The sequence below is a fragment of the Dendronalium phyllosphericum CENA369 genome (assembly GCF_016056275.1).
GTDB classification, from domain to species: Bacteria; Cyanobacteriota; Cyanobacteriia; order Cyanobacteriales; family Nostocaceae; genus Dendronalium; species Dendronalium phyllosphericum.
Map to the genome: position 1 here is coordinate 26,160 of NZ_JAECZA010000158.1, position 25,985 is coordinate 52,144.

16 protein-coding genes are annotated in these 25,985 nt (G+C 40.7%); 8 read left to right on the forward strand and 8 right to left on the reverse strand.

Features of this window, described 5'->3' with window-relative positions; all coding sequences use genetic code 11:
* The first annotated feature begins 359 nt into the window (after positions 1-359).
* A complete protein-coding gene (locus I8752_RS21385; protein WP_214434297.1) occupies positions 360-1,241 on the forward strand; it encodes an SDR family NAD(P)-dependent oxidoreductase in 882 nt (293 codons plus the stop codon).
* A gap of 191 nt (positions 1,242-1,432) precedes the next feature.
* On the forward strand, positions 1,433-2,920 hold the full coding sequence (locus I8752_RS21390; RefSeq protein WP_214434298.1) for a glycosyl hydrolase family 57: 1,488 nt from the start codon (positions 1,433-1,435) through the stop codon (positions 2,918-2,920).
* A 71-nt stretch (positions 2,921-2,991) separates the two neighbouring features.
* Here I8752_RS21390 and I8752_RS21395 read toward each other — a convergent pair whose 3' ends face one another.
* Positions 2,992-4,350: a sensor histidine kinase gene (locus I8752_RS21395; protein ID WP_214434299.1), complete on the reverse strand. Its 1,359-nt coding sequence runs from the start codon at positions 4,348-4,350 to the stop codon at positions 2,992-2,994.
* A 655-nt stretch (positions 4,351-5,005) separates the two neighbouring features.
* Here I8752_RS21395 and I8752_RS21400 point away from each other — a divergent pair.
* From I8752_RS21400 to I8752_RS21415, 4 genes are all read left to right on the forward strand, one after another.
* Positions 5,006-6,058 (forward strand): permease, encoded by a 1,053-nt coding sequence (locus tag I8752_RS21400; protein WP_214434300.1) that lies wholly within the window; start codon positions 5,006-5,008, stop codon positions 6,056-6,058.
* Between the two features lie 134 nt (positions 6,059-6,192).
* Positions 6,193-6,951 carry a TIGR03943 family putative permease subunit gene (locus tag I8752_RS21405; protein ID WP_214434301.1) on the forward strand — a complete coding sequence of 253 codons (759 nt, stop codon included), beginning with the start codon at positions 6,193-6,195 and terminating at the stop codon, positions 6,949-6,951.
* Positions 6,952-7,052: 101 nt separating this feature from the next.
* Positions 7,053-8,555 (forward strand): Ig-like domain-containing protein, encoded by a 1,503-nt coding sequence (locus I8752_RS21410; protein ID WP_214434302.1) that lies wholly within the window; start codon positions 7,053-7,055, stop codon positions 8,553-8,555.
* Positions 8,556-9,129: 574 nt separating this feature from the next.
* Positions 9,130-10,734 carry a hypothetical protein gene (locus I8752_RS21415; RefSeq protein ID WP_214434303.1) on the forward strand — a complete coding sequence of 535 codons (1,605 nt, stop codon included), beginning with the start codon at positions 9,130-9,132 and terminating at the stop codon, positions 10,732-10,734.
* 69 nt (positions 10,735-10,803) lie between these two features.
* On the opposite strand, the gene I8752_RS21420 is transcribed toward I8752_RS21415, so the two are convergent.
* A complete protein-coding gene (locus I8752_RS21420) occupies positions 10,804-11,361 on the reverse strand; it encodes an ISAs1 family transposase (RefSeq protein WP_225895814.1) in 558 nt (185 codons plus the stop codon).
* A gap of 539 nt (positions 11,362-11,900) precedes the next feature.
* Here I8752_RS21420 and I8752_RS21425 point away from each other — a divergent pair.
* Complete coding sequence (locus tag I8752_RS21425) at positions 11,901-17,666, forward strand: trifunctional serine/threonine-protein kinase/ATP-binding protein/sensor histidine kinase (RefSeq protein ID WP_214434305.1); 5,766 nt, start codon at positions 11,901-11,903, stop codon at positions 17,664-17,666.
* Between the two features lie 129 nt (positions 17,667-17,795).
* Here I8752_RS21425 and I8752_RS21430 read toward each other — a convergent pair whose 3' ends face one another.
* From I8752_RS21430 to I8752_RS21445, 4 genes are all read right to left on the reverse strand, one after another.
* The gene (locus tag I8752_RS21430; RefSeq protein ID WP_214434324.1) at positions 17,796-18,887 is read right to left on the reverse strand and encodes an aliphatic sulfonate ABC transporter substrate-binding protein; all 1,092 of its coding nucleotides are present in this window, start codon (positions 18,885-18,887) and stop codon (positions 17,796-17,798) included.
* A 106-nt stretch (positions 18,888-18,993) separates the two neighbouring features.
* Positions 18,994-20,181, reverse strand: coding sequence for an acyl-CoA dehydrogenase family protein (locus I8752_RS21435; RefSeq protein ID WP_214434306.1), 1,188 nt, complete (start codon positions 20,179-20,181; stop codon positions 18,994-18,996).
* Between the two features lie 103 nt (positions 20,182-20,284).
* Positions 20,285-20,950, reverse strand: coding sequence for a glutathione S-transferase family protein (locus I8752_RS21440; RefSeq protein ID WP_214434307.1), 666 nt, complete (start codon positions 20,948-20,950; stop codon positions 20,285-20,287).
* Positions 20,951-21,023: 73 nt separating this feature from the next.
* Positions 21,024-22,061 (reverse strand): NADP(H)-dependent aldo-keto reductase, encoded by a 1,038-nt coding sequence (locus tag I8752_RS21445; protein ID WP_214434308.1) that lies wholly within the window; start codon positions 22,059-22,061, stop codon positions 21,024-21,026.
* Positions 22,062-22,352: 291 nt separating this feature from the next.
* Between I8752_RS21445 and I8752_RS21450 the strand changes: the two genes are divergently transcribed.
* On the forward strand, positions 22,353-23,399 hold the full coding sequence (locus I8752_RS21450) for an isopenicillin N synthase family dioxygenase (RefSeq protein WP_214434309.1): 1,047 nt from the start codon (positions 22,353-22,355) through the stop codon (positions 23,397-23,399).
* 145 nt (positions 23,400-23,544) lie between these two features.
* Here the strand turns inward: I8752_RS21450 and I8752_RS21455 are convergent, their stop codons facing one another.
* Positions 23,545-24,768, reverse strand: a complete 1,224-nt coding sequence (locus tag I8752_RS21455; protein ID WP_214434310.1) for a glutathione S-transferase family protein — start codon at positions 24,766-24,768, stop codon at positions 23,545-23,547.
* Between the two features lie 3 nt (positions 24,769-24,771).
* Positions 24,772-25,428, reverse strand: a complete 657-nt coding sequence (locus I8752_RS21460) for a class I SAM-dependent methyltransferase family protein (RefSeq protein WP_214434311.1) — start codon at positions 25,426-25,428, stop codon at positions 24,772-24,774.
* Positions 25,429-25,985 lie beyond the last annotated feature (557 nt).

The following is a 25,985-nucleotide window of genomic DNA, read 5'->3' on the forward strand; positions in this document are numbered from 1 at the left end:
TCTTCACAAGAAGTATTAAGAAATACTTATTAAAAAATATTGCAATAGCTTGATTTAATTGTTAACGTGTGTATGGCAGCGATACTGGTGAGTGCTCTAAACATAAGAGAGGTAATACCTATGAGCTATATCCATTCAGCCAATTGTGTGAAGCGTTGATTTTCAATCTGGGAAACGAGGTTAATCTGATTTGTATGAGCAAAATGCAGATTAGCCCAAGAATGTATCGTTGCCAAAGACTTACGTTTTAATTTCAATGACAATTGATTGTGTCTTACCCTGACCAGGATGCAAGTAGCTGTGGTTTGTCGGTAATAACTAAGAGTACGGTAAGACAGAGATTTTGGAGGTAAAAACCGATGAATATTCAAGACAAAGTTGCTCTAATTACGGGGGCTTCCCGTGGTATTGGACGAGCGATCGCTTTAGCACTAGCGCAACAAGGCATGAAGCGGCTGATCTTGACAGCACGCGATCGCCAAAAGTTAGCCGAGGTAGCCAGTGAAATTGAGGCTATGGGTGTGGAAGTTGCGATCGTAGTAGTGGATTTAAGTAAGCCAATAGAGGTAAACGTTGCTGTTGCCCAAGTTTGGCGCAGTTATGGCCCGATTCATCTACTGGTTAATTGTGCGGGCGTAGCATACCAAAACTCATTTCTGCGAGCGAAACTGTTCCAAGTGCAAGAAGAACTTTCTGTGAATTTATTAGGCATGTACACCCTTACCAGCCTGATAGCTAAACGCATGGCCAGCCAAAGGCAAGGGACAATTGTCAATGTATCGAGCTTAATGGGGAAAGTAGCTGCACCAACAATGGCGACTTATTCGGCCACGAAGTTTGCAATCTTAGGGTTTACCCAAGCTTTGCGCCGAGAACTAGCCCAATACAATATCCGGGTAATAGCATTACTGCCTTCCCTCACCGACACAGACATGGTGCGCGACTTAAAATTGTTTCGCTGGACGATCCCGATGACTCCCCAACAAGTAGCTAAAGCATTAATCGCGGGATTGCAAACAGATGCACCAGAAATTTTAGTCGGATGGCAAAGCCATTTAGCTGTGTGGTGTCAACGCCTTGCCCCGTGGTTACTAGAGATGATTTTACAGATGGCAACACCACCAGCGCCAAGCAAGCCGCAGCTTGACGAAAAACCGAGTTTATTAAATCGAATCCAGCGTTTCAATAATTTTTGGCGGCTATCCAGAATAGATTCATTGGTGTCTGCACTGAAGTTCTGAGTGAGTACAGGTAATTGTAAGGGCGAACGTAACAGCGCCCTTACAATTACCTGAAAAACGTTGTAAATCTTTGGAAGCGATCGCCTCGTCTGTGCTTGTTAAGCTCAAATCTTCGGAGTTAATTAGAATTCACGTCTGCACTCAAGATAAAGCGGTAGAGTGTAAACATAAAATTTCAGCTTTTATCCTTCATGCTGTCCTTAAATACCATAGATTTGCCAGAAATTATTGATGGCTTGCCAAATATTTCTGGATGGGAGAAAGAAGTTCTCTCTGTCGTCAACCAAGATGCACCTATATTCTTACCCTCAACCAATATAAAGTTAGAGGATGTGAATGCAGTATTTGCGATCGCCTTACACATGCACCAGCCGACTATACCAGCTGGATCTGGTGGTTCGCTGATCAGCCATCTGCAATATATGTTTGAACATCCCAACGAAGGGGATAACCACAACGCCGGGCCGTTTGCCTATTGTTACAGCCGCATGGGGGAATTTATTCCCGAACTCGTCCATCAAGGTTGCAATCCGCGTGTGATGTTGGATTACTCAGGCAATCTGTTGTGGGGACTCAGGCAAATGGGACGCGACGATGTCATCAATAACCTCAAGAGGATTACTTGCGATTCTACCTATCAGCCTTATGTCGAGTGGTTGGGTACAATGTGGAGCCATGCTGTTATTCCTTCCACCCCTATACCAGATATGAAATTGCACATTCTGGCATGGCAACAGTATTTTGCAGCTATTTTTGGCTGGGAAGCATTAGCGCGAGTTAAAGGATTTTCTCCACCAGAAATGCATTTACCAAATCACCCCGATACCTTATTTGAATTTGTCAAAGCGCTTAAAGAATGTGGATATCGCTGGCTACTAGTGCAAGAACATTCTGTAGAAACAATTAATGGTGAATCTCTCACCTCCAAACATTTACCACATCGTCTAATTGCTCGAAATTCCCAAGGCGAAACAATTAGCATCACAGCCTTGATTAAAACCCAAGGTTCGGATACTAAATTAGTTGGTCAGATGCAGCCTTATTATGAAGCCAAAACTCTATCAAAACAAAAATTGGGTAGTATTTTTGTGCCACCAATAGTTAGCCAAATCGGTGATGGTGAAAATGGCGGCGTGATGATGAATGAATTTCCTAGCGCTTTCAAACAAGCTTGGTGGGATATGATGCATAACGGCGGAGGGAAATCTGGTGTTGTTGGGGTGTGCGGTACAGAATATTTAGAATTAATTGCGGCTGCTGGTTGCAAACCTGAAGATTACCCAACTTGCCAGCCAGTAGGACAATATCAAATTTGGCAACGAGTTTCACCAGACAATTGTCAACCTGAAGCTGTAGAAAAAGCCATTGCAGAATTAAAGCAAATTAATCCCAATTTTCATATGGATGGCGCTTCATGGACGAATCATATCAGTTGGGTACAAGGATATGAAAATGTTTTATCACCAATGAATAAACTCAGTAGTTTATTTCATGAAAAACTCGATAAATTAATCTCTACTGACACTGCTGAAAGCATTACTAGAAAATCTGATTATCGTCAGATTCTCTTACACAACTTGTTACTACAAACAAGCTGCTTTCGTTATTGGGGACAAGGCGCTTGGACTGACTACGCACGAGAAATTTATCAACGTGGTGAACATTTGCTGCAAGCTTAAAGGTAATTGTAAGGGCGAACGTAACAGCGCCCTTACCCGTGTACCTCATTTACCTGAAAAACGCTGTCTCATCAAACTAAGGGTAATAATATTTCAAATTCAGTGCCTACACCTATTTCAGAACGGAAATTTAATTTCCCGCCATGCCTTGCAGTAATAATTCGGTAACTTACCGCCAAACTAGTTTCTTTATCAGCCCGTTTTTTAACAGAAAAAGACTCTAGAATTTGCTGTTGTGATTGAAGAGACATCCCCAAACTATTATCAGCAATGCAAATTGAAATCCAGCGAGAATCTGGTGCATTTAGTTTGGTTGCTTCTTTAGAGATGACTGCTGTATTAATCTCAATTCTAGGTTTTTTAACAGTTTTAGTAGTTTCTGGATGAAGTTGCTGTCGTGCTGCTTCATCGAGTAAAGCATCCACACATTGAATTAAAATATTCATTAATACTTGATTTAACTGTCCGATGAAACAAGACACTGGTGGCAATTGTCCGTAATTTCTAATAATTTCAATTTCTCCTTTTAAACGGCTTTTTACAAGTAAAATAATACTATCTAAACCAGCATGTAAATCCATCGGTTTGGGAAAAACTTCATCAATATGACAGAAGTTTTGTAACCCGGCAACAAGCTGTTTTAATCTTTCTGCACCATTGCGAATACTATTAAGTGCTTTTAATAAATCCTGTTCTAAAAAGTCAAATTCAATTTCTTCTTTAAGTTGCTGAATAGTTTCAGAATTATGAGGTGAACCTTTTTCGTAAACTGCTAATAACTTTAATAAGTCTTGGCTGTAGTTAGAAACATAAGTTAAGTTACCCCAAATAAATCCTACCGGATCTAAGATTTCATGTGCTACCCCATCAACTAAGCGCCCAAGACTAGCCATTTTATCATTTTGAATCATTTGGGCTTGGCTGCGTTCATATCGCACCTGAGTTTCTATTCCTTGAATTTGCCAAGAAGCAAGATTCAAGTCATGCATATCTAATAATCTATAGGTATTAGCAGATGTTTGTACTACAATTGGTTCTGCTAAAAATTCAGGCGATCGCCTCAAAGTATGTTGCATCGCTGCCAAAATAGACGTTGTATCGGGAAGCAGCAAAATAGCTGTTCGCGCATAGCTGTAGAGAACATCTAACGTTTCTTTGACAAACAACTCTTGCCCGTAAGGACGAATCAAAATTTCCAGCAGTCGCCGCCGCGAAATCATCCCAACGTATTTTCCTCGTTCTAGCAAAATTGCTCCTGGTAGCAGTGGGTATTTTTCCAAATAATTAGCAACTTCCGCACCAGTGCAACTAATTTCCACCTGAAAGTTGTACACTGGCAGTTCTTGGAGAGTTGATTCCAAACCGAGATCGCGATCGCTACCCACAGACAAAATTGGCGATGATATTAAGGAACTAAATTCTTGTGGCACTGGATACCCTGATGTATAAAAAAGACTGGCAAAGAATAAGCTAATATTCTAGCCTCTGTTAGTATTTGTGCAATCAACAGAGGTTGAAGAGAGCGGGGGGAGCTGGGGAGGCTGGGGGAACTGAGGGAGCCGGGGAAACAAGAATAACAACTCACTACTGACAACTGACTATATTTATTTGATTTTTCACTTGCAGTTTGACAATTTTTATAGTAAAAACCAACCACAGCTTATATTATATTTTTTGAGAAATGGGCAAAATCACGGTTATTAGCAACCAATAGCGATCCCCAAATGTTTAAAAACTATGAATCCTTTGTAAAAATGCATAGAAGTTAACATATTAAGTAGCCTACTTACAGCAAGTATAAATATTATGTAATTAAACATAATGCGACTAAATGCTTTCCCCAATAACTTGGAACTATTTTGGAAAGCGGATAATCTTAAAAATGGTTATCATCGGTAGATGCACTCAGGTAAAATGACAATCTGTGACTAGCTAGCGTTATTAGTGCGTCAGCACCACTACAAACCAAATCCCTATTTGCTGTTTCAATAATGCTCAACTGTCCATACATGCTTTCGATCCCCATTTAGATAGAATGACTAGGCATATGCTAAAAACTTCAAACCGCTTTTGACTGCGAGGCCCATGAATCAACTGAACAATGGTTTCACTATATTTCTGAGTCTGCTAGTTGAAGCGATGCCGTTTTTGCTTCTGGGGGTTTTCTTATCTAGTGTGTTGCTGTTATTTATTGATGAGCGCAAACTAGTAGAAAGAATGCCTAGAAATCCGCTATTGGGTGCTTTAGCAGGCAGTGCGATCGGCTTTTTGTTACCAGTGTGTGAGTGTGGCAATGTGCCAGTAGCACGGCGGTTGCTGATGCAGGGAGTACCCACGCCTGTAGCGATTGGTTTTTTACTAGCAGCACCAACGATTAACCCAATTGTGATTTGGGCAACTTGGACGGCGTTTCGAGATCAGCCAGAAATAGTGGTTTTGCGAGTTGTATTTTCTTTAGTAATCGCCACAATTGTTGGTTTTGTCTTCAGTTTTCAAAAAGATTTGACTCCTATTGTCCAACCTGCGATCGCTCGATATTTAAAGTTTAATCTACCCGCGCAGCCCGAAATCAAACGCCGTGGGAAGCGTTACCAAATAGAACCCCAAGCATCTACACCTAGTTTATTGCAATCTGGAACTTATATCTTAGGAGGAAAAGCAGGTTTACCCCAGCGGATGGATACTAGTTTAGGACAGGAAAATGTTATAGCCTCTTCTAATAAACCTTTAGCAGATAAACTACGCCTACTAATGGATAACAGCATCCAAGAATTGCGAGAATTAGGAGGTGTGATGGTTTTAGGAAGTGCGATCGCTGCCGCTATTCAAGTTCTAGCTCCCCGTGAATTAATCCTTAGTCTGGGTGCTGGCCCCATTAGCTCAATTGTGGTCATGCTGATATTAGCTGTAGTAGTGTCAATTTGTTCTACAGTCGATTCATTTTTTGCCCTATCTTTTGCTTCAACTTTTAGCAGTGGTTCCTTGTTAGCATTTCTGGTATTTGGCCCAATGATTGATATCAAAAGTGTTGGGTTGATGTTATCTATTTTTAAACCCCGGACAGTCTTTTACTTATTTGCTTTAGCAGGACAATTAACTCTTTTGTTCACTCTTTTCCTGAACTTACATGTCCTTTAATTGTTAGTTGTTAAAGAGTACAAGAGAGACGCGATTAACCCTTGTCTGTACAAGAGTCAGTTATTATTCTCCCCCTGCTCCCTCATCTCCCTCATCTCCCTCATCTCCCTCATCTGACAACTGACCAATGACTAATGGCTAAATCGAAAATCCCAAATCTTTTATTACCTTGGCTGGATGTTATCGCAATTACAGCTTGGGGTATTTTGCTGTTGAGATATTGGCTAACTGGCAAACTTAACTTGTTGATTCACCCAAGTTACTTTTGGTTAGTGATAGTCACTGGTATAACATTTATACTTATTGGTTGCTTTAAAGGGCAAGAACTTTGGCGGCGACGGCAGCGTGACATTGTGCCAACTACCCAGCATATAAGTTTATTTGCCCCTGGTTTGGGTAGTGGCTTTTTGTTAACCGCAGCAATTCTGGGATTTATTATTACACCGCAAGTTTTTGCCAGTGACAAGGTACTGCGGCAGGATGTAGCCGATCTAGTATCAACTACACGCGTTAAACCCCAAGCCTTTCGAGCTTCTGTGCGACCAGAAGAGCGATCGCTGGTAGACTGGGTACGCACTCTCAATGTCTATCCCGAACCCGATTCATATACAGGACAGAAAGTCAAAGTTCAGGGATTTGTCATCCACCCACCAGATTTAGGACAAGAATACTTGTTTTTAGCACGATTTGTCCTATCTTGCTGTGCAGCAGACGCATATCCTGTAGGATTGCCCGTGAAATTACCAAATAATCAAGAAAAGTACGCACCTGATACTTGGCTGGAAGTAGAAGGGCAAATGACCACAGAAAATTTAGGAAATAAACGCCAACTCACCATTGCTGCTAACTCCTTAAAAAAGATTCCTCAACCTCAGAATCCTTATAGTTATTAGTCAGCGGTCAGTAGTCAGTGGTCAGTAGCAAAACACAACTAACAACTGACAACTAATAACTGACAACTAACAACTAACAACTGACAACTAACAACTAACAAATGTCTATTAATAAAGCATTTATCCAACCACTAGATCGCGTGGCGATCGCACTAATATTGCTGCTTTGTCTGCTGATTGGTTTTTTGATAATGCAAGGTGATGTGGTAACAGCTCGCGTCCGGGATTTTAGCTGGCAAAATCAACAAATTGGAGCAGAAGATTTATCCTTTACTCTGACGTTTAGTCGCCCAATGGACACAAAAAGCGTAGAGGAGAACTTGAAAATCAATCCAGATGACGTAGAAGGTAAATTTAGTTGGGCAGGGCGACGGATGGTGTACACTCTCAAATCGCCGGCAACCTATGGCATCGATTATCAAGTGAATTTGCAGGGAGCGAAAGATAAATTTTCTGTTATGGAAGGTAAAAATAGGGTTATACAACCTTTCACAGGCAGCTTTCGCACGCGCGATCGCGTGATTATTTACATAGGAGCAGATTCAGAAAACCAGGGGCAATTAGTTCTCTACAACTTGACCCAAGGGCAACTAAAAGTACTGACCCCCAAAGACCTCATTGTTATGGATTTTAAACCATTTCCAGATGGGGATAAAGTTTTATTTTCGGCTCGCAGTTCCAAGAGTCAAGACTTACTAGAAGCGCAGTTGTACGCAGTGACAACAGGCATTGCAGATCAATCTGGACAAGCACAACCGGCGGCTAGAGTTGACTTGATTTTAGATAATAAAGAATATCAAAATCTGAAATTTGACTTGTCTCCAGATGGAGAAACTATTGTCGTGCAACGGGGAAACAAAGCTAACCCTAACGACTTTGGCTTATGGTTTATGCCAGCAACCAGCGACAAATCAGGAGAAAAACCCACTCCTAAACGCTTGCAAAGCCAACCAGGAGGAGATTTTATCATCACTCCTGATAGTAAAGCTGTAGCAGTTGCCCAAGGACAAGGAGCGGCTATCTTACCAATACAAGGCGATGGTAATAAACCTTTAGATTTTTTACCGCAGTTTGGACTAGTGCAAGCTTTTTCTAAAGACGGTTCGCAAGCTGCAATGGTGAAATTCAACACAGACTACACGCGAGATTTATTTCTGGTGACAAACCAAGGCATCCAGAAATCCCTGTTAAAAACACCAGGTTCAATTATCGACTGCCAATTTTATCCCGCTCCCGCTTCTTCCACCCTTTACTGCTTGCTGACACAACTGATATCACAAACAGAATACGTAGAACAACCTTATGTAGTGGCAATTGACCTAAAAACTGGAGAACAGAAACCTCTGTTAGTGCTACCCATCGACCAGCGCAACGTACAAATGAGCATATCGCCCGATGGTTCGAGCTTGTTATTTGACCAAGTAAAGCCACAAGCCAACACAGATGCATCATCTGCAAAGACTTTAACAACAGATGATGGAGAAGCGATCGCAACCAGTAGCTTATGGTTCATGCCTTTATTGCCACTTAATGATGCCGCTATTAACTCAATCAGACCAGAAAAACTTCCTTTAGTGGGATTTCATCCCCGTTGGTTGCCCTAAAAAAGTGCTGAGTGCTGAGTCCTAAGTGAGGAGTGCTGAGTGCTGAGTGCTGAGTGCTAAGTTAGGAGTCAGTTGTCAGGAGCAGAAGTAATTATTATTTCTTGTCTCCCTTGTCTCCCTCATCTCCCTCATCTCCCTGCTCCTGTGCCCCCTCTGCTTCCCCTGCTCCCCTGCCCTCTACTCCCGATTCTAATTCTCAAAATTAGTTATTTTTTGGCAGGAAAATGTTTGTTTAATTGTATACGGTGCTAATATCTCTCTAACGCATGAAGTTGTATTGGGAAGCTATTACCAATTAAATGTTTACCAACGCAATGCCGCGTAAATCCTTTGCTTGGCATCTGTACTGAAATCCGTAGATTGGTAGCATTTGAACTATTATCCCCGCCATTACTAAGGTTGACGGGGGATGACATCAGAATGTTATAACGTCATCAGGTCTAGATGCAAAACGGGGAACACTAATTAATGTGTTTAGGGTTTCAACTTGGTTTCTAGAACCAACCCTGAGCGAACACATCAGCATTGCTAAAGCTAGCATTGCTAAACATTTTAAGTTGGTGGGTCAAGAGTGATGAATGAAGCTGACACCTCAAACAACAGGGCTGTGATGGAATTTCTCAATTCTGCTAATTCACTACAACCGGAGCAGGCAAGCTGTCCTTTTTACTCAGTCGTGCCTTCTGAAAATACGGCATCTCAATTGCCGCTCCTTAAACCAGCAGAAGATAAACAGCACGACCCGCCAGCTGCCGCATCATCCCCGACAATTCCAACTCAGCCAGACTGGGTTGCAGAGCCTGACAACGAAAAACAAACACTCATTGATGCTGAATTTCAAAAGCTGCTGGCATTGAATCAGGAGTTGCGTACTGATAACAATGATTTATATCAACAAGTAGAGCATCTTCAAGATGACTTAGCTGAGTCAGTTAAGGCTTTAGAGTGGCAAAAAAGGCGCTCTAGTGTCACCGAGTCGATGCTTAACCAACAAGCTCAAGAACTGGCCGCAGCTCAAGAACAGATCCAATCTCTATTTCAACAGTTAGAAACTGCTACACAAACTGTTCAACGTCAAGAAATATTTATCGATACTTATAAAGCACAATTACAAATTAGCCAACAGCGCCTTGCTCAGTTAGAACGGGAATGTGCGCTCCTGCAAACTAACTATAACGAACAATCTCAGCAGGTCTTGCAATCAGACAATGCTTGTCGAGAGCTACGTACTCGGCTAATGCGCCAACAACGCCAGACGCTGCAATTTAAAGCGGCGTTGGAAAAATGTTTAGATACAACTGTTCCTAGCTATGACTCTCTAGACGAAACAGCAAATAATACTCCCCAGACAGCCAGCCATCAAACCAGATTCTCTAAAAAAGCTCGGTCTTTATTTCCCAACGTCCAACCCATCAGACCTTGGTCGGCAGAACCAGAATCCTTTACTAATAAAATTGACTATCCTTGGGGTAAATCTTCACCACCTCCCTCATACGGCAGTAATTATCCCACTTCTAATCCATCATCTCCTTGGAACTGGCCAAATCAAGAAAACACGCCTACTCCCTCTCAACCACCTACCTTTTTAGAAACTGATGAACCGACAACATCAGAAGGCGATTTTCCAAGTACGCCGGAAAACATTTCATCTTTGGAATCGTCAAAACTAGATGAGCAGCTAGATAGTCTCATCCAAATGTTTTTTACCTCCCAGTCTGCAACTGCATCATCAGCATCGCCTAATGTTGCAATAAATGTAGACAGCGATCGCTCTGATGTCCCTGTCTGGGAAACTTGGGCAACAACCCTTGAGGATGATGAAGAAGCAGAGACTTCACCAGAAGAAGAATTGGTAGCATCTGAAGGAGAAGTCACGCACACCACTAGTTATGCTTCGTTAGCGGATGATTTTATCCTTTCATCAGAAAATAACTCATCGTTATCTTTCACTTTGCCTGTGACTAAGAAAACTAGTGAAGAGCCAGAGAATGATTTGTTAAAAACTTCACAAGTCAATCAAGTGGAATTATCAGAGACTGAGTTGCCTCAAGAATCCTATGATAATTCTACCTACGAGAATCAATCGCCTTCACCAGTAGTTTATCCAGAGCGCCCGCCCAAAGGACGTACATCTTTGTCATCGGTAGAGTTGCCAAATTTTCGTCCTAATAGTCAATAGTTATTTGTCAGTTGTCAGTAGTTGGTTGTGTTTTCTACTGACAAAGCCCCGTTGGGGCGCAGGGCTGTTTCATTGCACAAGGGCAAAGAGTTTGTCAATCTCATTAGAGAGAAATCTATGGGCAGTTCTAATGGAAATGTGACCATTTAGGCGGAGTATATTAATTGCGAGCGCTCGTAGAACAGAGAGATTAGCCAGGGGATTACCCAGATGTATAGTAGAACGATCTTCATTCAAAACTACATCCTTAACCCAATGAAGTCGATTTTCTATACCCCAATGACCGCGAATACCCTGAGCAAATTCTTGTGCCGTGCAAATAAGGCTACTGATGTAGCAAGCAATATCATGGTATTGTTTACCCCCTCTTGTCCCAACTCTTTCAACCCGAATTAAAGACTTAATCCCAATCCATTTTGGGTCTATCCCATCCAAATCGTGAAAAACTTCGACAGTTCGCTTTGTTAGTCTATCCCTTGTTTTTTCAGTGGCGATATAACGACTTGTTGGCTTTGTTTTAGCAGCAACGTTGTGGATATGACGATCAAGTTTTGGCTGATTTTCTTTCACAGCAATCACGTAATCGTTACCACTGTCTATAATCAACTGGCAAGTTTTTTTTGGCAATGCAAAGAATCAAAGCTGAATTATTGCCAACTGGAGGTCGAGGTTCATGATTTATATTAGGAATTAGCGTTGTTTCAGGTATTGATTTTGTTGCTGAGAGCGAAAATAAAAGAATATATAATCAGTAAAACATCTTTGTTAACTTTACCAAAATAAAACGCTTAAAGGAAGAAAATATGAATCAAATAGTCCAGCCACAGACAATCCTAGCGACCAGCCAAAAGTGTTAATATTAGACAAATTCGCTGACATTAGCAAATAAGAGCGAAGGGTATCCACAACGCGAAAGGATTTTGGAGAAAATTCAGAATTATCAATCTCAGCTTTTTCAGCAGGCTCGAAATAAAGAAGGTTAGTTTTTACTTTTAAAAATCAGCTATGATACCATTTCGCCCAAAGTTTGACACAGATGTAAACCCTGAAGGTTAGGGAGTATGTCAACACAGCAATACCACGCTTGATAATTTCCCCTTATTCTTAACTTGTCATTAACGATCTGGGAATACTAAATGCACCAGAAATTGTGAGGATTTAGCTGTATGGTCAGTGCTGTTGTCAGTATTCTTGGATATTGCATCATTGAAGAACTCTACAGTGGTTCTAGAACCCAAGTTTATCGAGCAGTTAGAGAATCCGACTTAGCACCAGTAGCGATTAAACTACTGAAAAATCCTTTTCCTAGCTTCCATGAACTCTTGTCGTTTCGCAATCAGTACACTATTGCGAAAAATCTCCATTCACCTTCCATTATTCAAACCTATAGCCTCGAACCTTATCAAAATGGCTATATCTTAGTTATGGAAGACTTTGGGGGAATTTCTCTCAATGATTATTTTGCCCAAAATCAAAGTATCGCGTTTTTAAAAGAGTTTTTAGTAATAGCGATCGCTTTGTGCGATACCTTAGATATACTCTACCGCGAGCGCATCATTCATAAAGATATTAAACCCAGCAATATATTAATTAATCCCGAAACCAAACAAGTTAAATTAATTGACTTTAGCATTGCATCTTTACTACCACGAGAAACCCAAACACTAGTCAATCCTAATGTTTTAGAAGGGACACTAGCTTATATATCTCCAGAACAAACGGGGAGAATGAATCGTGGAATTGATTATCGCACAGATTTCTATTCCATCGGTGTAACTTTCTATGAATTACTTACAGGAGAGTTACCTTTTCAAGCTAATGACCCAATGGAGTTAGTACATTCTCATTTGGCAAAACTCCCAGAAAAGTTAAGTAATCCCAAAATAGAACTGCCTTCAGTTCTGGGTGAGATTGTCATGAAATTGATGGCAAAAAATGCTGAAGATAGATATCAAAGTGCATTAGGATTAAAGTTTGACTTAGAGAATTGTTTACAGCAGCTAGAAGCAACGGGTGAAATTAAATCCTTTGAAATTGCACAGCGCGATGTGTGCGATCGCTTCCTCATTCCTGACAAAATCTATGGACGAGAAACTGAAGTTCAAACCCTGCTGCAAGCATTTGATAGAGTTAGTCTTGGCGCAACAGAAATGATGCTCGTTGCTGGGTTTTCAGGTATTGGTAAAACTGTGGTTGTCAACGAAGTACATAAACCAATTGTCAAACAACGCGGCTATTTTATCAAAGGCAAATATGACCAATTTCAACGCAATATTCCCTTCAGTGCTTTTGTGCAAGCATTCCGGGATTTAATGGAGCAATTATTAGCAGAAAGTGATATCCAAGTTCAGCAATGGAAAGCTAAAATCTTAGAGGCTGTTGGCGAAAATGGGCAGGTAATTATTGAAGTCATTCCCGAACTATCAAGAATTATTGGCGAACAACCACCAGCGATAGAGTTATCAGGAACGGCGGCAGAAAATCGCTTTAATTTATTATTTCAAAAATTTACCCAAGTCTTTACCAGTGCATCACATCCCTTAGTAATATTTTTAGATGACTTGCAATGGGCAGATTCGGCATCGCTGAAGTTAATGCAGCTATTAATGGCTGATACAAGTCATCTTTTCATCATTGGTGCGTACCGAGATAACGAAGTCACTCTACGCCATCCATTAATATTGATATTAAATGAAATTGCGAAATCACAAGCAAAGATTAATACGATTACTTTAGCACCCCTGAGTCAAGTGCAAGTAAATAAGTTAGTTGCTGACACGCTCAAATGTTCAGAAGATGTAGCATGGCATCTTTCTGTATTAATTTATCAAAAAACTAAAGGAAATCCATTTTTTACCACACAGTTTATCAAAGCATTACATCAAGATGGATTAATTCAATTTGATTTTGAGTTAGGCTGTTGGCAATGCAATCTATCAGAAGTGACAGCTCAAGCAGTTACAGATGATGTTGTAACTTTTATGAGTTTGCAACTGCAAAAATTACCGCGATCGACTCAAGATGTCTTGCAGTTAGCGGCTTGTATTGGCAACTCTTTTGATTTAGCAACTTTGGCGATTGTTTCGCAGCAATCAGAAATTGAGACGGCTGCGGCTTTATGGAAAGCTTTGCAAGAAGGGTTGATTTTACCAATTGGTGATGTTTATAAGTTTTATGTCGGGAAAGAAAATCAAGCACGTACATCGGAAAATAAACAGATTGTTACATACAAATTCTTGCATGACCGAGTACAGCAAGCAGCTTATTCCCTAATTCCTGATGACCAAAAACAGACGACTCATTACCAAATCGGACAACTGCTGCTGCAACAGATTTCCGCACAAGCAAGAGAAGACCGGATTTTTGAAATCGTCAATCAATTAAATTACGGCACGGCTTTAATTAGCGAACAAACTCAACGAGATGAACTAGCACAACTTAATCTGATTGCATCTCGCAAAGCCAAAAATTCTACCGCCTATCAAGCAGCACGTGAATATGTCACAGTGGCATTATCTTTGTTGGCAGAAAATACTTGGCAGCAGCAGTATGAAATGACCCTCACCTTGCATGAATTAGCTGCGGAAATAGCACTGCTAAATGGTAATTTTGAGGCGATGGAACAGTTCATTGATACTGTTATTCAACAGGCACATTCTTTATTAGAAAAGGTTAATGTTTACTGCATTAGAATTCAATCTCATATTTTTCAAAGTAACTTGACCTCAGCGATCGCGATCGCTCAACCAGTCTTACAACAGCTTGGTGTTACCTTTCCCCAAACACCCACACCATCAGATCTGCAACAAGAAATCCAAGAGATTGAGCAACTGATTGGAGATAGGCAAATTGCCGATTTGGTTAACTTACCACAGATGCGAGATGCCGAAAAACTCGCTATTCTCAAGATTGGCAATATCATCAGCCCAGCAGCTTACCTCACTGGCTCACCGTTGTACCCATTGCTGAATACTTTGTCCGTTAAACTCTCGATTCAGTACGGTAACACATCGACTTCTACTTTCGGCTATGCGAACTATGGCAATATTCTCTGCAATTTCTTCCAAGTCGTAGATACAGGAACACAGTTTGGTTCTCTGGCACTTCAGATTATCTCGAAACTTGATGCCAAAGCCACTAAAACAGAGGTTTTGATGCTCTTGGGGTTGTTTATTGTACACCGCAACTCTCACATTCAAGAAACACTACCCCTTTTGCAAGAAGGTTACACCAGTGCCTTGGAATTTGGAAGCCTTGTATTTGCTGGGTACAATGGTCACAGTTTTTGTCTCAATTCTTTTTGGAGTAATCAATCCCTGACTACCTTAGAGCAGGATATTTACGCCTACTGCCATAGTTTGATGCAAATAAATCAATTGACAACCGCAAATTATTGTCGGATTTATTGGCAACCGGTTTTAAACTTGCTGGGTGTTGGAGAACACACCACATTTTTGTCTGGAAAAGCTCTTGAAGAAACAGAATTTCTCCAGCAGCTACAATCTGCCAATGATGGATATGGATTGTATATTTTCCATTTATATAAATTAATGCTTTGTTTCTTGTTTGGAGAAATTGAGCCAGCGAAAAATCATGCTATTGAAGTCAGGCGCTATTTTATGGCTGGTGCGGGATTAGTCAGCGAACCAGTATTTTATCTTTATGATTCGCTGCTGACTTTGGCACAATTGAATCCAAAATTAGACGAAACATCAAAAGTATTGCAGAGTGTAATAGAAAACCAAACCCGGTTACAGCAATGGGCGGATCATGCACCCATGAATCACCAGCATAAGGTGGATTTGGTAGAGGCAGAAAAATACCGGGTATTAGGCAAGAATTATGAAGCAGGGGATTATTACGATCGCGCTATTTCTCTTGCTAAAGCCAACAGCTACATCCAAGAAGAAGCCTTAGCTAACGAACTAGCAGCTAAATTCTACCTGGGTTGGGGTAAAGCCAAAGTTGCCGCAGGCTATATGCAAGAAGCTTACTATTGTTACGCCAAATGGGGTGCAAAAGCCAAAGTTGCCGATTTAGAAAAACGCTATCCCCAACTACTTGCCCCCATATTACAGCAAACCCGTTCGACCCTCTCAATTAACGAAACCATCATCCCCTTGGGGACTGTCACCCCCACCAGTGGAGCCACTTCTAGCAGCAGTGTCTCAAATACCCTAGATTTAAAAGCGATTCTCAAAGCTTCCCACACGATCTCCAGTGAAATCGAACTGGAAAAATTGCTTGCATCGTTACTAAGAATCGTCATCGAAAATGCAGGGGCTGATAAATGTGTATTAATGCTGTTACGAGACGATCGCCTGTTAATTAAAGGATCGATGTCCCAGGGAACACAGCCAGCTGTGTTGCAGAGAATTCCTATTGAAGATAGTCAAGATATTCCCCACAAATTAATTTATAAAGTCAAGCACAGCAATCAAACTGTTGGCCTGGTAAATGCGACAGCAGATCCGCTTTTAGCCAATGACCCGTATATTGTGCGTCAACAGCCGAAAAGTATCTTGTGTAGTCCGATTTTGCATCAAGGCAAGTTGATGGGCATTTTATATCTCGAAAATAATTTAGTCAGGGGGGCGTTCACCAGCGATCGCATGGAACTCCTCAATCTACTTTGCGCTCAAGCCGCAATTTCCCTAGAAAATGCGCGACTTTATGAGCAAGCCCAACAAATGCTAGCAGAACTGAGTGCTAGCAAAGTCCGCTTTCAGCAGTTGGCGGATAATCTTCCTGGCATAATTTACCAGCTGCGTCTCGCTCCCGATGGTTCTGTTTCAATTCCCTACATTAGTCCGGGCTGCGCGGCTTTATATGAAGTGCCACCCGAAGATTTCTTGGCAGGCATCACACATTTTCGGATGCTGGAGCATCCAGACGATCGCCCAGCCCTCACCCAGGCGTTCATTGATTCTGCCGAGACTCTCACCGCTTTTGAGCAGGAATGGCGCATTATTACGACCTCTGGCACTGTGAAATGGGTGCAGGCGGCATCACGACCGGAACGGCAAGCCGACGGTTCGATCGTTTGGGATGGGGTGATGATAGATATTAGCGATCGTAAACTTGCTGAACTTGCTTTGCAACAAGCGCAATTACAAATAATTCAAAGTGAGAAAATGTCTGCTTTGGGTAACTTAGTTGCGGGTGTCGCTCACGAAATGAATAATCCTTTGGGTTTTATTGCTGCCAGTCTTAAACAAGCTAAACCCACCCTTAATGATATTGTGGAACACTTAAAACTTTACCAAGAAACTTGCTCCGACCAAAGTGAAAAAATTCTAGACCATGCCCAAGAAATTGACTTGGAATATAGCTTAGAAGACTTGCCCAAAATACTTGATTCCATGACAATGGCGTGTGACAGGCTCAAAAATATCAGCACTAGTTTACGTACTTTCTCTCGTGCTGATAAAGATTACAAAGTGCCGTTTAACATTCATGAAGGCATTGATAGCACTCTTCTCATTCTCAAACATCGTCTCAAAGCTAACGAACAACGTCCGGCAATTGAAGTCTTGAATCACTACGGTAATTTACCAAAAATAGAGTGTTTTCCAGGGCAATTAAACCAGGTATTTATGAATATTATCGCTAATGCCATTGACGCATTAGAAGAGTCGAATTTTGGACGAAATTTTGAAGAAATCAAAGCTCAACCCAACAGGATTAGCGTTACAACTTCACTAGAAAATAATCTAGTTAAAATCGCTATTACTGATAATGGCAAGGGCATAAATGAATCGGTTAAACAGAGAATATTTGACCATTTATTTACTACGAAAGCTGTCGGAAAAGGCACGGGGTTAGGGTTGGCGATCGCAAAGTCTATCGTCGAAGAAACTCACGGTGGAAAACTAAGTTGCAAATCTGTTCTGGGTGAAGGCACAGAACTTTTAATTGAAATTCCAGTGTAAGTAGCAGCTACACAAGCAAAGCTTGCCTCCTGCTGCTCAAAAGCTTTGATTTTGCGCTTTTTCCGTGCAGGCGGACTTGCTTGTTGTAGCCGGGAATTCTATTCGTCGGGGAGGGGTGCAAGATATGTGTTACTGTTTTTTAGCAAGCACTTCTTGAGGGGTAATTTGTGCATATTGTTCTGGAGTTAAAAAATCCTCTCTGACATTTACCTTCTTTGGTATTAGTCCCAAGCTATACCATTTTTCAGCAATTCCCTGTTGTTTATCAATGATTTTATCGGTGATGGGCACGAGTGTGAAATCATACTTACTGTGCATCACTTCTAACGTAGCTGGATCTAGTTGAGTGGCTGGAGCAAGTAATTGTGCGAGTTCTTTGGGGTTATTCTTCGCCCAATTTTGGGCTTTTTGCAGTTCTTCTAGAAATACTTTTATCGCCTCTTGATTCTCTTGATAAAATTTACGGGTTGTCGAGTAATAGTTATTACTATCCCGCAAACCATTACCACCATCTGTCAAAACTCGTCCAACTTTCTGCTGTACATTTCTAGTCACAAATGGTTCCCAGATAAACCAAGCGTCTACTTTTCCTTGACTAAATGCTACATTGGCATCTGGAGGTGGTAAGAAAACAGACTGTATATCACTAAGTTTTAGCCCTTCTCTTTCTAAAGCTCTAACTATGAGATAGTGACCGATAGATGCTTTTTGAGAAGCAATTTTTTTACCTTTCAAATCGCTGACTCTTTTAATCTGAGAATTAGTGGGAACTAAAAGCGAAATTGATTTACCATCAGGAGAATTAGCGGCCAAATAGACAAGAGATGCTCCAGCTGCTTGAGAAAAAATAGGAGGTGACTCCGCTGTTAAAGCAATATCAAGTCCCCCAGCATTCAGCGCTTCAAGTGCTTGAGGTCCGGCGGCGAATTCCGGCCATTCTACTTTGTAACCTAAAGGTTCTAATCGTTTTTCTAGAATATGTTTTTGTTCGAGAACAGCTAAGGCTGTAAGTTGTTTAGAACGAGAAATTCTAAATACTTTATTTGTAGTATTACTAACTACTTTAGATGAATCTGGTTGTTGTTGAGTATTATTTTGTGCAGAACTACAACTAAATAATGTAGTAGACAATACTAGACTATAGCCCAAGGTAAATAATGCGTAACGACGAGTAATCTTTCGGCGTTTCCAAAACTCAAAGTTATTTTTTAAAGATTGCATTAATTGACTCATATTCTATTACCAAGCAATTCAAAATTAATGAAATAAGGTGGATAAACCACCTTAAACAACCGCTGAGAGGTATACTGTGGCGAAAACTTGTAATTTAGGAATATTGGGTAATTAAAGGTAATTCTGCATTAAGTACCCAATTGCCAATATCGCGCAATTTATAATCTACGGGGTCGTGGAGTGTGAAAGTACGTAAATCTCGCCAGTAACGGTCAAAGCCATATTTAGTACTCGTAGAACGAGTTCCCATTACTTCAAAAATACCTGTGGTGATATCTAAACCAACTTTAGTAACAAAAGCTTTAGCTGCGAAAACCGAAATTGCTACTTCTCCTCTCTCTTCAAGAGTCAAATTAGCTTCTTTCTCCCATGCCTGTTGTACTTGAATAGCAGCTTTATCGGCTAAACTAATTGCTGCTTGCAGTTCTGTCCACAAATTCCCATAGTGATGCAAAATATAAGGGTCTTGTGTAGCACTATCAACACCAGATGTAATCCAAGGTTTGGTCTGATTAATAGTGTATTGTTTGGCAGTTGCTAATGCTCCTTCAGCAATTCCTAAATAAATATAGGTTTTTGTTAGTTGAGCAATGATTCCCAAAAATGTACTAAAAGCACCATCAGGAGGATGAGGATATCCCAAAATGTCATCTTTTTTTACCAAAACATCATGAAAAGTGAATGTATCGCTGTCTGTGCGTCTTTGTCCAATATTGTCCCAATCTTGGTTAGAAGCAACACCAGTTCTATCTTTGGGAATTACGAATAATAACGGCAACTCTACACCATCTTGTAAAGCGGAGAAAACACGTAAATCTGCAATGGCGACACCTGTACCGAAACTTTTCAGACCACTGACACGAAAGTGTTCTCCATCAGGTGTAATTTTCAGCCTTGTATCCCTAGTGTTGATTGCATTCGCCCAAAATAAATTTTTTTCGGCAGTCTCCCGATAATATCTTTCTTTTTGCTCTGGTGTTCCCGAAACATGAGCTAAGGCAGTTAAATTCAGATGGTTGCCATACAACTGTCCGATAGAACCATCTGCTTTTGAAAGTTTTTGGACTATTTTTAAAGCTTCTGCCCAAGTCGCACCTATACCACCATACTCTTTTGGTACAACCAAAGGTAGTAAACCAGTTTCTCTTAACCGTTGGATTTCTACATCTGGCAGTCCTGCTTGGTTATCTCTTTCCACAGCGGTGGCTGCTAATTCGGTAGATAAAGAATTAGCAATATTAATCCAGTATTTGGATTCTTCTTTAACTAACAGTTGCACCATTATTTATTGTTCTCCTCTCCCGTTATCTTTAGTTTTTCGCCACCCAAAATCTGTTTGAGTGGCGAAAACTCAGAGAAATATTAAGCCAAAGGTCAGGAAATATCTATGCAGCAACAGGAGTAGCGAATCTCGCATATCGCTCGATGTAAAACTCCTTGCTATTAGCGATCGCAACTACTGAATCGCGTTGTTTTAGAGCCTTTTTCCACTGACGTAGACGAGTAAATTCTTCTGGGATTGCAAAGTCTCGATAGTGCTTCAGTGCAGGCCAACGCTCAAACCAGGGGTAAAAGGTGAAATCAACCAGACTGACGGATTCACCAAACCAATAGGGGCCGTCTTTTGATAATTTCCCTAAACCTTCATTTTCGATAAACTGCAAATGTTTGTATAGTTCTTGTTTAGCTGCTTGTTGCTGTTGGATATCGGGACTACGCAATAAAGTAGAAAAAGCCGGAACAAACCTAGTATTGGCAAAATCAATCCAGATGCGAGCTTGGGCTTTATCAATGGGACTATTGGGTAAAAGCGGCGGATTAGGAAATACCTCGTTGAGATATTCGTTAATTACTGCTGATTCCCAAACTCGATGATTGTTATGTGCGATCGCAGGTACTTTTCCATAGGGAGAAATATCTGTAAATCCCTGCGGCTTGTTTTGCAAATCAATCTCAATCAAGTCAAAGTCGATGCCTTTTTCTTGTAGTACCAAGCGCGAACGATGAGCATAAGGACAAACGACTGCACTATATACTTTGATTTCAGCCATGTTGATGTTCCTCTCTGAATAGGATTGGTTTCTTAGCTTTGGCAATTAAATCCAAACTCATAACTCAGCATTTTTATGGTGCTGGATTCTGATATTTAAGATGAACTGCATCCAATTCTGCCAAAATATTTTTATCAAGAACTACATTGATACTTTCTATATTTTCTTTGAGTTGTTCTAGTGTAGTAGCACCAATAATTGTACTAGCAACAAACCAACGACTCCGAACGAATGCTATAGCTAATTGTGCGGGACTTAGTTGATGGCGTTTGGCAATTTCTACATAGGCTGCTACTGCTTCGCTGACATTTGGTTTTAAATAGCGCTGACCAAAATTTTCAAACAAAGTAACTCTTGCTTTCTCTGGTTTACCGTTGAGATACTTACCAGTCAAATAGCCAAATCCCAAAGGACTATAAGCTAGTAAAGGAATGTTTTCGTAATAAACTGCTTCTGCAAGAGCGCCATCAAAAACTCGATTGAGTAAGTTATAGGCATTTTGAATAGAGACAACTTTGGGCAATCCTAATTGTTTAGCTGTCTGGCTAAATTGTACAACTCCCCAAGGAGTCTCATTGCTTAAGCCAATATAGCGAATTTTACCTGCTTTTATGACATCAGCAAAAACTTCTAGTTGTTCGGCGATAGGAACTGTTTCTCCTACTTGCAAAGGGTCAAAAACTGTTTGCCCAAAACGCGGTACGTAGCGATCGGGCCAATGAATTTGGTATAAATCAATATAGTCTGTTTGTAATCTTTTAAGACTATCATCTACTGCTTGTTTGATATTGTCTCGGTCAATTGCTTTGGCTCCACCACGCACCCATTTAAAACCTCGACCAGGCCCAGCAATTTTAGTAGCAACTATTAATTTATCTCGCTGTTGATGCTTTAACCATTCTCCAATGTAAGTTTCAGTTGAACCATAGGTTTCAGCGCTAGTTGGTACTGGGTACATTTCAGCCGCATCAATGAAATTAATTCCCTGATTAATTGCATAATCTAGCTGTTCATGGGCTTCTTCAATAGTATTTTGCTGCCCATAGGTCATAGTACCAAGGCAAATTTCAGAAACTTTTAGTTCGCTATTACTTAGTTGATTGTACTGCATTTTTCTAATTTATTAATTACTAATATCGTAATATTTGTATGTAAATAATATCAATCAATAATTAATCCTTATTCTGCAAGTTTTTATTTTTTGTAGAAGCACTAAGGATAAACTCAATATACTACGGCAATTACGTCAAAATAAAGTATTTTAAAATAAAGTTTACAAATCTATCTCAAATAAATCTATTTAAGGACTTGACTAGGGCTAGCGATCGCTCACATTTTTAAATCGATATAATTTCCTATATGGCTTAGTTATTAGCCCATACCCTCCTAAAATAACCAGAGTATGACAAGCTTACAAATTGTAGACAAAAATTTTTCACAAGTTCCCATCATTGATGTTAGTGTGCTGGTTTACCAAACTGGGAACTCTTCTGGAGAAACACGACAAAATCGCTTGGAAGTTGCAGCCCAAATTAGACAAGCGTGCCAAGATTACGGTTTTTTCTATATCGTTGGACATGGGGTTGACGAACAACTACAACAGCAGCTAGAACATCTCAGCCAACAGTTTTTTGCACAAGATATCGAAACTAAACTTCAGATAAATATGGCTGTTGGTGGTAGAGCATGGCGAGGATATTTCCCAGTTGGAAACGAGTTAACATCGGGTAAACCTGACTTAAAAGAAGGCATTTATTTTGGTGCAGAACTAGAAGAAAATCATCCACTTGTGAAAGCTGGCGTACCCATGCACGGTCGCAATCTCTTTCCATCGAATATGCCGCAATTTAGGGAAACGGTGCTTGAATATATAGAGTCAATGACCAAACTCGGACACATCCTCATGGCTAGCATTGCTCTGAGTTTGGCATTAGAAGAGTCTTACTTTGCTGACCGCTACACAAAAGACCCATTGATATTGTTTCGGATTTTCAATTATCCTCCCAATCCATCGTTATCTGAGGCTAAATCTGAATGGGGCGTTGGCGAGCATACTGATTACGGAGTATTGACTATTCTCAAGCAGGATAATGTCAGCGGATTACAAGTGAAATCAAAGTCTGGTTGGATAGATGCACCTCCTATTCCTGGTTCGTTTATATGCAACATTGGAGATATGCTCGATCGCATGACACAAGGATTGTATCGCTCAACACCTCACCGCGTTCTGAACCAGTCAAAAAGTAATCGTTTGTCGTTTCCATTTTTCTTCGATCCTAATTTCAACGTTGAAGTCAAACCCATTGAACTGAACGAGGTAGTAGTGAATGATGATAAAAGCGATCGCTGGGATAAAGCTAGCGTTCGTGAATTTCGCGGAACCTATGGCGACTATCTATTAAACAAGGTGTCTAAAGTATTTCCAGAATTACGTCAAACAGTGTTTTAGAGTGCTGAGTGAAAGTTACTAACCTTCTGCCCTCTGCCTCCTGCCTTGAAAAAGGGTGTAGGGTGTGGGGTGTGGGGTGTAGGGAATATTCCTTTTTCATGCATGGTGATGAGAATTTTTTCATCGGGACTGCCTTCTGCCTTTCTTAGTAGACTGATGTCAATAGTTTATCTACTGCTACTCGGAATGCCGTTGCTGCACCAGCACTCATGTCACGAGGGGCGCAGATGCGATTTCTCACATATGCGAGTGCGATCGCTCCCACAGCTGCGAAGATCGGATCGATACTGCTATTTTTACCACCTGTCCTTCCCCCAGGTAAGGTTGCGCCATTACCGTTAATTAAATAATCGGCCAGTTGTCGCAGGTGAAAATCAACCGCTTCTTTAATTGTTGTAATATCACCATCTGCTGCTAAAGCTTGGACTCCAGAGTTTTTGAGAATATCTCCTATGGCAACTTCTCGGTTATCGCTCAGTCTTTCAGCTGCTTCCGCTCGATATTGAATTTTCTCACTATCTACTGCATCAAGAGGCAAGGGATTTCCAATCGGTTCCACACCCCACCTGCGCCGCAAAAGTAAATTATTGGTAATATTATCTGACTTAACCCTTTGATAAGCAGGACGCTGATTGAGTGCGTCAAACCAAGCATTAATTCGAGGAAAGCGAGGATTTCCTTTGAGGTGATATCCCCGATACACAGGTAAATTAGCCGCTAATCTATCGAGATGAGGGCTATACATAATATCTACTAAGCTAAACGTACTTACAAAGTAGGGGCCGGGATATTTGGCTAAAGCTTGCTCTAGTTCATCTAACTTAGCCTCAAACGCCGCTTGTAAGTTTGCCAACTCATGAGCATCTGCGGGTGCATCTCTGAGGAATTTGTAGACAATATCTCTAAACCCGTTAGTCTCAGCCTCCTCAACCAATTGTCTAGCCACAGCGTTTTCTTCTGGATCTTCAGGTAACAATGCAGGACTAGGAAACCTTTCTTCTAAAGCTAAGAGAATATCTTTAGATTCATACACTAACTTCTCTTCAATTTTTGCCGCCGGGACAAGGGTTGTAGGAACCAAGTCAACATACCATTGAGGTTTATTACTCAGATCGATAAACTCTGTCGCAAACGGAATTTCCTTTTCTTCCAGAGCAAACCAAACTCTTTCGCAGAAAGGACACCAGGAATTAGTATCTCGATAAAGCAGGACTGGCGGTGTTGTATCTGGAGGAATTTTGTGTAAACTACTGGGGATCGGTGCAGTAGAAGGAGATTGTCCCGGCCTCTTCACCCTACGCGCAGAGGTATTTTTTCTAGCAGTTTCTAACAGTTCTTCCCAACTGGATACTGTGTTTTGAATAGACATTTTTTACCTCGCTTTACTAGGAATGCCAGAAAACACAAATAACTGTTGCTCTTTAGGTTTAGGCAAATTTTCACCAAGGTAACGATGAATACCTATACCCATATCCTGAGTCGCAGTCAGCTTAAAGTTCACTTCCTCAAATCCAGATGTACGTAAAATTTTCCGCACATTGTCAGAGTAGGCAATACCGTTTGAGTGTCCGCGAGTCCAGATCACAAAAGTACCTTTTTTACTGAGAAAACTTAGGTTATCCAGAAGGCGATTAAGTTCGGCTTCATCAGCAAGATTGCCAAAGACACCACAGACGATCGCAATATCTGCCGGTATTGCTCCTATATAATTAGTGGCGATCGTTGCATCACCATTGATAAACTCAATTTGCTTTGCCAAACCCAAAGATTCTATAGTTGCTCGTCCGCGTTCAACTAGATTTGAATTTATTTCAACAAGTCGTGCATAAACATCCTTCGCACGGGGGTGATTTTCTAGGGTTCCGAGTAAATCTCGCCCATCACCCGCGCAAACACTCACTATCCGGATAGCTCCAATAGGGGATGCATTTAAACTATAAGCAATATACTCGCGCACGATTTCTAGACGCTGTTGCAACTTTGGCTCAGTGTTGTAGAGGTCGTGCCATTCATACCAATCTTTTGGCATAAGGGGTGATTCCCGTTTCATGCACACTGTGTTGTTACAAACTACGGTTACTCTATCGAGTAGCTGTAATTTTGGATGAAGGCAGAGTATCACAAACATTCACATAAAATCAAGTCTGATTCTGGATAAACATCCTTTCCAGGCTGATTATATGGATTTCACTTATTTCCTTAGCAATTAAAATTACTTTCTTTCCCAGTTCATTTGACTACGATCTCGCTATGAACGCGTTGCTCCCGTTTAGACTTTACTGCGTTCCTAATTTTGAATGCGAGCGATATTTTTAACTTAGCTATAGGTATGATTGCTATATAAAAATTTTTTCAGTTTATCTCAAATTTTAATTACTCAATTTTCTTTCTACTGGCTTTAACATTAGTAAGTAAATGGACATAATTAACTATAAAATATCAAGCTATAAAACCCTGTCGAAAACTAGCTTTTCACTCCTGTTTCCTACTTAAAATTTTTAATGGAATTCTCAGCTAAAATTAATCTAATTAATAGTGAATACATTTAAATTATTATGTGAGAGGTTTTGTAGAGCAAAGAGGGCA

What these genes read in the sequence shown, in the direction of transcription:
- I8752_RS21455 (WP_214434310.1), bottom strand. Translation starts at nt 24,768, where the DNA reads ATGTCTATTCAAAACACAGTATCCAGTTGGGAAGAACTGTTAGAAACT.
- I8752_RS21425 (WP_214434305.1), top strand. Translation starts at nt 11,901, where the DNA reads ATGGTCAGTGCTGTTGTCAGTATTCTTGGATATTGCATCATTGAAGAA.
- I8752_RS21440 (WP_214434307.1), bottom strand. Translation starts at nt 20,950, where the DNA reads ATGGCTGAAATCAAAGTATATAGTGCAGTCGTTTGTCCTTATGCTCAT.
- I8752_RS21405 (WP_214434301.1), top strand. Translation starts at nt 6,193, where the DNA reads ATGGCTAAATCGAAAATCCCAAATCTTTTATTACCTTGGCTGGATGTT.
- I8752_RS21445 (WP_214434308.1), bottom strand. Translation starts at nt 22,061, where the DNA reads ATGCAGTACAATCAACTAAGTAATAGCGAACTAAAAGTTTCTGAAATT.
- I8752_RS21400 (WP_214434300.1), top strand. Translation starts at nt 5,006, where the DNA reads ATGAATCAACTGAACAATGGTTTCACTATATTTCTGAGTCTGCTAGTT.
- I8752_RS21390 (WP_214434298.1), top strand. Translation starts at nt 1,433, where the DNA reads ATGCTGTCCTTAAATACCATAGATTTGCCAGAAATTATTGATGGCTTG.
- I8752_RS21385 (WP_214434297.1), top strand. Translation starts at nt 360, where the DNA reads ATGAATATTCAAGACAAAGTTGCTCTAATTACGGGGGCTTCCCGTGGT.
- I8752_RS21435 (WP_214434306.1), bottom strand. Translation starts at nt 20,181, where the DNA reads ATGGTGCAACTGTTAGTTAAAGAAGAATCCAAATACTGGATTAATATT.
- I8752_RS21450 (WP_214434309.1), top strand. Translation starts at nt 22,353, where the DNA reads ATGACAAGCTTACAAATTGTAGACAAAAATTTTTCACAAGTTCCCATC.
- I8752_RS21410 (WP_214434302.1), top strand. Translation starts at nt 7,053, where the DNA reads ATGTCTATTAATAAAGCATTTATCCAACCACTAGATCGCGTGGCGATC.
- I8752_RS21460 (WP_214434311.1), bottom strand. Translation starts at nt 25,428, where the DNA reads ATGCCAAAAGATTGGTATGAATGGCACGACCTCTACAACACTGAGCCA.
- I8752_RS21415 (WP_214434303.1), top strand. Translation starts at nt 9,130, where the DNA reads ATGAATGAAGCTGACACCTCAAACAACAGGGCTGTGATGGAATTTCTC.
- I8752_RS21430 (WP_214434324.1), bottom strand. Translation starts at nt 18,887, where the DNA reads ATGCAATCTTTAAAAAATAACTTTGAGTTTTGGAAACGCCGAAAGATT.